Origin of the sequence: Neisseria sp. (assembly GCF_030530745.1) — a bacterium.
Taxonomy (GTDB): domain Bacteria; phylum Pseudomonadota; class Gammaproteobacteria; order Burkholderiales; family Neisseriaceae; genus Neisseria.
Genome location: NZ_JAUMUI010000047.1, coordinates 1 through 7,864 on the forward strand (window position 1 = coordinate 1; position 7,864 = coordinate 7,864).

Annotated in this window: 7 protein-coding genes; 2 read left to right on the top strand and 5 right to left on the bottom strand. The window is 55.5% G+C overall.

What is annotated here, in order from left to right; all coding sequences use genetic code 11:
* Positions 1–680, top strand: a 680-nt coding sequence (locus Q3970_RS10545; protein WP_303100529.1) for a transposase, incomplete at its 5' end; no start/stop codon positions are given.
* Positions 681–809: 129 nt separating this feature from the next.
* Here the strand turns inward: Q3970_RS10545 and metE are convergent.
* The 5 genes from metE to Q3970_RS10570 form a co-directional block, all read right to left on the bottom strand.
* Positions 810–3,089, bottom strand: a complete 2,280-nt coding sequence (gene metE / locus Q3970_RS10550) for a 5-methyltetrahydropteroyltriglutamate--homocysteine S-methyltransferase (protein ID WP_303100530.1) — start codon at positions 3,087–3,089, stop codon at positions 810–812.
* Positions 3,090–3,248: 159 nt separating this feature from the next.
* Entirely contained in the window at positions 3,249–4,007 is a 759-nt protein-coding gene (locus Q3970_RS10555) for an ABC transporter ATP-binding protein (RefSeq protein ID WP_303100531.1), read from the bottom strand.
* A gap of 96 nt (positions 4,008–4,103) precedes the next feature.
* Positions 4,104–4,817: a hypothetical protein gene (locus Q3970_RS10560; protein WP_303100532.1), complete on the bottom strand. Its 714-nt coding sequence runs from the start codon at positions 4,815–4,817 to the stop codon at positions 4,104–4,106.
* A gap of 123 nt (positions 4,818–4,940) precedes the next feature.
* Positions 4,941–5,891, bottom strand: coding sequence for an iron chelate uptake ABC transporter family permease subunit (locus Q3970_RS10565; protein WP_303100533.1), 951 nt, complete (start codon positions 5,889–5,891; stop codon positions 4,941–4,943).
* Entirely contained in the window at positions 5,881–6,849 is a 969-nt protein-coding gene (locus Q3970_RS10570) for an ABC transporter permease (protein ID WP_303100534.1), read from the bottom strand. The genes Q3970_RS10565 and Q3970_RS10570 overlap by 11 nt, the downstream gene beginning before the upstream one ends.
* A gap of 179 nt (positions 6,850–7,028) precedes the next feature.
* Here Q3970_RS10570 and Q3970_RS10575 point away from each other — a divergent pair.
* The coding region (locus Q3970_RS10575) for an adhesin (protein WP_303100535.1) at positions 7,029–7,864 on the top strand (836 nt) is incomplete at its 3' end.

The following is a 7,864-nucleotide window of genomic DNA, read 5'->3' on the forward strand; positions in this document are numbered from 1 at the left end:
AAAGAAGCAAAACAGACAAACAGGATGCCAAACTGATAGCCCAATACTGCAAAGCAATGAATCCCGAACCGTGGCAACGGCCGTCGCCGGCACAAAAACAGCTTCAGGAACTTACCCGCTATATAGCCCGCGTCAAAAAACAGCGGGCGGCGGAAATTACTAAGTACCAAACTGCTCCCGATTATCTGAAACGTCACATAAAGGCAACGATAGACTACTTGAGTGGCCATTTACAGACGCTAAAAAAGGACTTGCAGGGCTTTTACAAAGCAAACCCCGATTACGACAAAAACCGAAAACGCCTGAAAACCATCAGCGGCATAGGCGAAACATCTGCCTCCGTATTGCTCGCCGCATTGACCAACCGCTTTGAAACGCCAGCCCAATTTACCGCCTATCTCGGCTTAGATCCGCGTATCTATCAGTCCGGCACAAGCGTAAACGGCAGGCAACGTATCTCAAAAGTAGGCAAATCCGACTTAAGGGCAGCCCTGTATATGCCCGCTCTTGTCGCCTACCGCATTAACGCCTTTCCCGATTTTATAGGCCGTCTGAAACAGAAAAAGAAGCCGTTTAAAGTCATCATTGTTGCAATAATGCGAAAATTGGCCGTAATCGCTTTCCACATACTGAAAAGCCAAACAGAATACGATAAAAGCCGATATAAAACAGTAGCATAGAATTTCAACATATAAAGTGAAAAACCCCGTAAAAATACGGGGTTTGGGGTAACTATTGTCTTTTGCCTAATATCATGGCATTGACAGTTCAATACACTATCTTTGTTTCCCTATTTTACAAAACAGGCATTATTTGGCAGCCAGTTCCGCACGCAGTTTTTTGGTAACTTCCATCATTACTTCCAACTGCTCGACGGTTTCTTTCCAGCCGCGGGTTTTCAAACCGCAGTCGGGGTTCACCCACAAACGCTCGACCGGCACCACTTCCATCGCTTTGCACAGCAATTTTTCCACTTCGGCGGCGGTCGGCACGCGCGGGCTGTGGATATCGTACACGCCCGGACCGATGTCATTCGGGTATTTGAAGTCGCCGAAGGCGGTCAGCAACTCCATATCGGAACGCGAGGTTTCAATGGTGATCACGTCGGCATCCATAGAGGCGATAGCAGGCAGGATGTCGTTAAACTCCGAGTAGCACATATGGGTGTGGATTTGGGTGGAATCTTCGGCGCCGGCAGACGACAGGCGGAAAGATTCGCAGGCCCAGGCCAGGTATTCGTCCCATTGCGCTTTTTTCAGCGGCATGGCTTCGCGGATGGCCGGCTCGTCGATCTGAATCACTTTGATGCCGGCTTTTTCCAAATCCAGTACTTCGTCGTTCAAGGCCAGCGCGATTTGTTTGGCCACCACGCTCAAGGGCACGTCGTCGCGCACGAACGACCACTTGAACATGGTAACGGGACCGGTGAGCATGCCTTTCATCGGGCGTTTGGTCAGCGTTTGCGCATAGGAAGACCAGTAAACGGTCATCGGTTTGGGGCGGGAAACATCGCCGAAAATAACAGGCGGTTTCACGCAGCGGCTGCCGTAGCTTTGCACCCAGCCGAACTGGGTGAAGCAGTAGCCGGCCAGTTGCTCGCCGAAGTATTCCACCATGTCGTTACGCTCGGCTTCGCCGTGCACGGGCACGTCGAGTTCCAGTTTTTCCTGCACTTCCACGCAATAGGCGATTTCTTTTTTCATCGCGGCATCGTAATCGGCGGCGGAGAGTTCGCCTTTTTTGAAGGCGGCGCGCGCTTGGCGGATTTCGGCGGTTTGCGGGAAGGAGCCGATGGTGGTGGTGGGCAGCACGGGCAGGTTCATCCAAGCCTGTTGGGCTTTGATGCGCTCGGCAAACGGTGATTTGCGCTGGTCGGCGCCTTTAGGCAAATCTGCCACGCGTTTTTGTACGGCCTCATTGTGGATTTTCTTGTTGGTGGCGCGGTCGGCGGCGGCGGCATCGGATGCGGCGATGGCTTCTTTCACGCTGTCTTTGCCGTGTGCCAGGGCCTGTTTCACCACGCCCAGCTCAACCAGTTTTTGCGCGGCAAAGGCCATCCAGGATTTGATTTCGGCATCGAGTTTTTCTTCGACGGCCAAATCTTGCGGGCTGTGCAGCAGCGAGCATGAAGGCGCAATCCACAGGTTGTTGCCCAGCTTATCTTGCACGGGTTTGAGCGTATCGATGACTTTGCTCAAATTGGCGCGCCATACGTTACGGCCGTCAATCAGGCCGACGGACAGCACTTTGTTTTCCGGCCAGGAATCGGCGAATACGGCCAGCTGTTCGGGGGCGCGCACCGCGTCGATGTGTACGCCGTGTACCGGCAGGCCTTTGAGCAGGTTCAGGTGTTCGGCAACGGAAGCGAAGTAAGTGCCGATGATAATGCGGGTGCCGGTGTTGGCCAGCTCTTTATACACGTTCGGGAAAGCGTCCAGATAGGGCTTGGGCGCATCAACAGCCAGAATCGGCTCGTCGATTTGAATCCAGTCCGCGCCTTCGGCGGCCAGTTCGCGCAGCAGTTGGGTATAGGCAGGCAGCAGTTTCGGCAGCAGGGTAGCGACGCGGCAGCCGAATTCTTCTTTCTTTTTACCCAGCCACAGCAGGGTCAGCGGGCCGATGAGCGTGGGTTTGATGTCGTAGCCTTGCGCTTTGGCTTCTTTGATTTGGGCAATCAGGCGGCCGGCATTAACCGAAAATTCGGTGTCGGCGTGCCATTCGGGCACGATGTAGTGGTAGTTGGTGTCGAACCACTTGGTCATTTCCATCGCAAACTGGGTGGCGTTGCCGCGCGCCAGTTGGAAGTATTCGGGCAGGGTTAACTTGGCGGCGTCGAAACCGAAACGTTTCGGAATCGCGCCCAAAGTGCACAGCAAATCAAGCACGTGGTCGTAAAAAGAAAAATCTCCCACGGGCACCAAATCGGCACCGGCGGCTTTTTGGGCAGCCCAGTTCAGGCGGCGGATTTCGGCGGCAACGGCCTCAACTTCAGCCTCGGTTTTCGCGCCTTTCCAAAAGGCTTCGACGGCAAATTTCAGTTCGCGCTTCGCGCCGATGCGCGGATAGCCGGACAGGTGAAAAGTATTCATAAGGTATCCTTTACGGGAATATTCGGTGGAACAATTTGTCAGGGCGGCATATTGAATGCTTTTACGCCATATTGCAAACGCTAAATTTGCATGGGGTTAATGAATGAAATTAATGTTGGATACGGCTCAAGGCCGTCTGAAACCGTTTTTCAGACGGCCTCAAACATGGTGCACCACCAGTTTTTTGCCGCGGTAGTCCAACACGTCCGTATCCATATCAAACAAGGTTTTGATGTTTTGCGGCGTAAACACCTCGTTGGGGCGGCCTTGCAGCGCCACTTGGCCGTTTTTCATCGCCACCACGAAATCGGCGTAGGCCGCAGCCTGGTTGATGTCGTGCAGTACCACCACGGTGGTGCGCCTGTGTTCGCGGATGAGTTTCTGCAAAAGCTGCATCAGGCTGCGGGCGTGATACATGTCGAGGTTGTTCAAGGGTTCGTCGAGCAGCACGTATTCGGTACTCTGGCAGAACACCATCGCAATCATCGCCCGCTGGCGCTGGCCGCCCGAAAGCTCCGTGAGGTAGCGGTTGGCGAATGCCTCCAGTTGGAATTCGGCCAACGCGTTTTCCACGATGGCTTTGTCGTTTTCAGACGGCCTGCCCTGATGGTAGGGGTAGCGGCCGAACATCAGCAGGTCGCGCACCGAAATGCGGCTGATAATGCTGTTTTCCTGCGTGAGGATGGAAACGGTGCGCGAAAGTTCGGCAGTGGGCGTGGCAGCGACGCTTTTGCCGCCATAGCTTATGCTGCCGCCGCGCAGCGGTTGCAGCCGTGCCATCAATGAGAGCAGCGTCGATTTGCCTGCTCCGTTGGGGCCGATCAATGCGGTAATGCCGCCCTGCGGAATATCCAGAGAAACATCGTTTAAAATTAAGTTGCCGCCTATTTTATGGCTCACGTTTCGGATCTGGATCATGGCTTTATCCGTGGTAAAGTCAAAAATTATTTCAGGCGGCATCAAAACATATATGCCGTCTGAAATATTTCAAACAATGATGAAAATCTTATTTGCTTACTTTTCCAATAACCTCAAAGGCAATACCGCCAACTTTACTACAGCCGCAGCCGCATCACCCGCCAGCGTGAGCGGTGTCATGGCGATATTGGAAACCAATTTTGCTGCATCTACGTGTTTTTTGGTTGCGGTGTAACTTACCGTTACGGGAAACGGCGTTTCAAAGCGGTAGTCGGCACGGTAGTCCGGCGGGCTTCGGTAAAACCTGCCTGAAGCATTTTCACAGCGGATGTAGTACGGCGTCCGGTTTTTAGCCTGTTTCCCCGGCTGTTTCGCCTCAAACGACAAGGCTTTCAGCTTGGCGGTGTCGGTAGCATCGGCCGTATCGTAGCGCAGACAGAACGAGGTACTGAAATCGTTGCCGTCTGCGGCTTTCAGCCTGACGGGCAAGCTGTCCAGCGGCTGGTGGGTGTATGCGCCGACGATTTGAAAAGCCTTATCCAGTTTTGCTTCCAGCACACCCTGCAGTCTGGCCGAATCATCGGGATTGACCACAAACCAGTTTTGCCTGCCCATCATCACCAGGCTGCCCTGAGCGAGCTGGCTGTTAGCCTGCTTCACTACGCCGAAAGCCTGAATCTCGTCTTTGGCAACCTCATGGCGCGTGGCGGTTTCGCTGAACGGATCGTTCATCTTCCACACCAAGGCGGTACAGCCGTTCAAAGTCATGGCCGCACACACCGCGGCCGCCGTGGTTTTCATCAGTTTCATCGTTAAGCTCCCTGTATGAAAGAATCCATTCGGACGGCCTTTACTTTCAAGAAATCAAAACCAGGCCGTCTGAAACAATGTGTACCGATTATCTGTGTTTTTGCACGGTTTTCAAACGGCATGTCAGCGTTTGTTCCTTAAAATCAAATAGAGGAACACCAACCCGCCGGCAAATTCCACCACCACGCTCAACACGGCTTTCATGCCCAAAACATGTTCGAACACGGCCTGCCCCGCCACCAGCATCACGGCAGCGGTGAGGAACACCATCGGCAGGCGGACACTGTGCCTGACGGTACGGGAAAAATGGTTGGCCAGTGCCGCGACCAGCAGGCCGAAGAAACTCACCGGGCCGACCAGGGCGGTGGCAGTGGCCGTCAGCACCGCCACCCACACCAGCAGCCACAGCGTGTTGCCGGTGTAGCTGATGCCCAGATTAACGGCCTGGTCGCGGCCGAGCAGGTAAACATCAAGGCGGTGGCGTTCGCGCCAGACAAACACGGCGGAGCCAAGCAGAATCACGCCGCCGATGCCGAGCAGGCTTTGATTGACGCTGTTGAACGAAGCAAAAGTATAGGCCTGCGCCACGGCAAATTCTTCGGGATCGATCATGCGTTGCAGCAGCGAAGCGAGGCTGCGGAACAGGATGCCGAAAATCACGCCGATTAAAATCATCCGCGCCAAATCGCGCCCGCCCTGCTTGACCAGCACGCTAAACAGCAGCAGCGAGCCACCTATCATCGCCGCCAGCTCGAAGCCGAATTTGCCCAGAGGCGGCAGATGGGTGTAGCCAACGCCGCCCAGCAGCGCCACCAGCAGCGTCTGCAAAAACACATACAGCGCGTCGAAACCGAGTATCGAAGGAGTGAGGATGGGGTTGTTGGTAACGGTTTGGAACAGCAGCGTCGACACCCCCACCGCATAGGCCACCAACAACAGGGAGGCGAGCTTGGCGGCGCGCAGCGGCAGCACAAAATCCCAGTTGCCGTTGGCGTTTAAGGTGAGAAACAGAATACAGGAAGCCAGCAGCAAAGCGGCCGCCGGCCACAAAGATCGTTTGCTTTCAGACGGCATGGGCGGGCTTCCTCAACAGCAGATACAAAAACAAAACCGTGCCCGCCACGCCGAACACCGTCGATACGGGAATTTCAAACGGAAAGCGGATCAGGCGGCCGATAATGTCGCACGCGAGCACCATGCCCGCCCCCATCAATGCCACAACAGGCAGGCTTTGGCGCAACCTGTCGCCCATCATGCGCGAAACGATGTTGGGCACCACCAGCCCGATAAACGGAATGTTGCCCACCGTTACCACCACCAGCGAGGTAATCAGCGCCACAATGACCAAACCCGCCCATAAAACAGTGGTGCGGTTCAGGCCGAGGTTCACCGCCACCGTTTCGCCCAGCCCCACAATGGTAAGCCGGTCGGCAATCAGGTAGGCACACAGCGCCAGAATGCCGGTGAGCCACAATAATTCATAACGCCCGAGCAGCACGCCCGAAAAATCGCCCTGCTGCCACACGCCCAAAAGCTGCATCATTTCCTGCTCATAAGCAATAAACACCGCCGCCGATTCAATCACCCCGCCGAAAATAATCCCCACCAGCGGCACCATCAGCTGCGCAGTGGGCGGCAGGCGGCGGATTAAAGCCATAAACACCAGCATACCGCAAAGCGCCGCCAGCGCCGCCGCCGACATTTTCACCGTTAACGGGGCGGCGGGAAACACCAGCGCCATCAACAGCAGTCCCAAAGCCGCGCTCTGCCCCGCCCCCACCATCGAAGGCTCGACAAAACGGTTGCGCATCAGAATCTGCATAATCATACCCGCCACCGCCAGCGACGCGCCCGTGAGCACGATGGCAAACGTGCGCGGCAGGCGGCTGACCAGCATCAGCCGCATATCGTCGGAAAACTCAAACAGCTTCGCCCAACTGAAATCGGCCACGCCCACCGACAGGCTGGCGGCAAACAATACCGCCAGCGCCAGCAGGTTGAGCAGTGTATAGGGAACGGTTTTAACCGCCATAGTTTCGCAGCCCGTATTTCAAATGTCGGGATGATAGCCAAGATTGCATAAAAATACAAATCATTATCGCATTTGTCTTAAAATAACGCCTTTTATACATTATTTGACATTTATCAATGCAGTTCGGGTAGGTTTGTCATTTCATTTCCCTTTTTAACAACCATCGAAAGAATGACAACATGAACAAAACCCTCATCGCCCCCTTGCTCCTTTCCGCCTTCCTTCTTTCCGCCTGCGGCACGCTCACGGGCATTCCGTCGCACGGCGGCGGCAAACGTTTTGCCGTCGAGCAGGAGCTGGTGGCTGCCTCTTCGCGCGCAGCGGTGAAAGAGATGGACTTGTCCGCACTGCAGGGGCGCAAAGTCGCGCTCTATGTTTCCACCATGGGCGACCAAGGCTCCGGCACCATGAGCGGCGGTCGTTATTCCGTTGAAGCGCTGATCCGGGGCGGCTACCGCAACAACCCCGACAGCAGCACCCAATACAGCTATCCCGCTTACGACACCACCGCCGCCACCACGGCAGACGCACTCTCCAGCGTAACCACCTCCACCTCCGTACTTAACGCACCTGCCACCGCCCATACCCGCAACAGCGGCCGCAGCGGCGAGCGCTACGCAGGGCTGGCGGTCAACGGCACAGGCGAGTACCGCAACGAAACCCTGATTACCAACCCGCGCGACGTCTCCTTCCTCACCAACCTGATTCAGACCGTCTTCTACCTGCGCGGCATTGAAGTGGTACCGCCGCAATATGCCGACACCGACGTGTTCGTGAACGTGGACGTCTTCGGCACCATCCGCAGCCGCAGCGAATGGCACCTCTACAACGCCGAAACCCTCAAAGCGCAAACCAAGCTTGAATACTTCGCCGTCGACCGCGACAGCGGCAGATTGCTGATCAAACCTGCTGCCAGCGCCTTTGAAACGCAGTATCAGGAGAAATACGCCCTGTGGACGGGGCCGTTCAAAACCGCCAAAACCCTCAAAGCCGCAGACGGCCTGATGGTGGATTT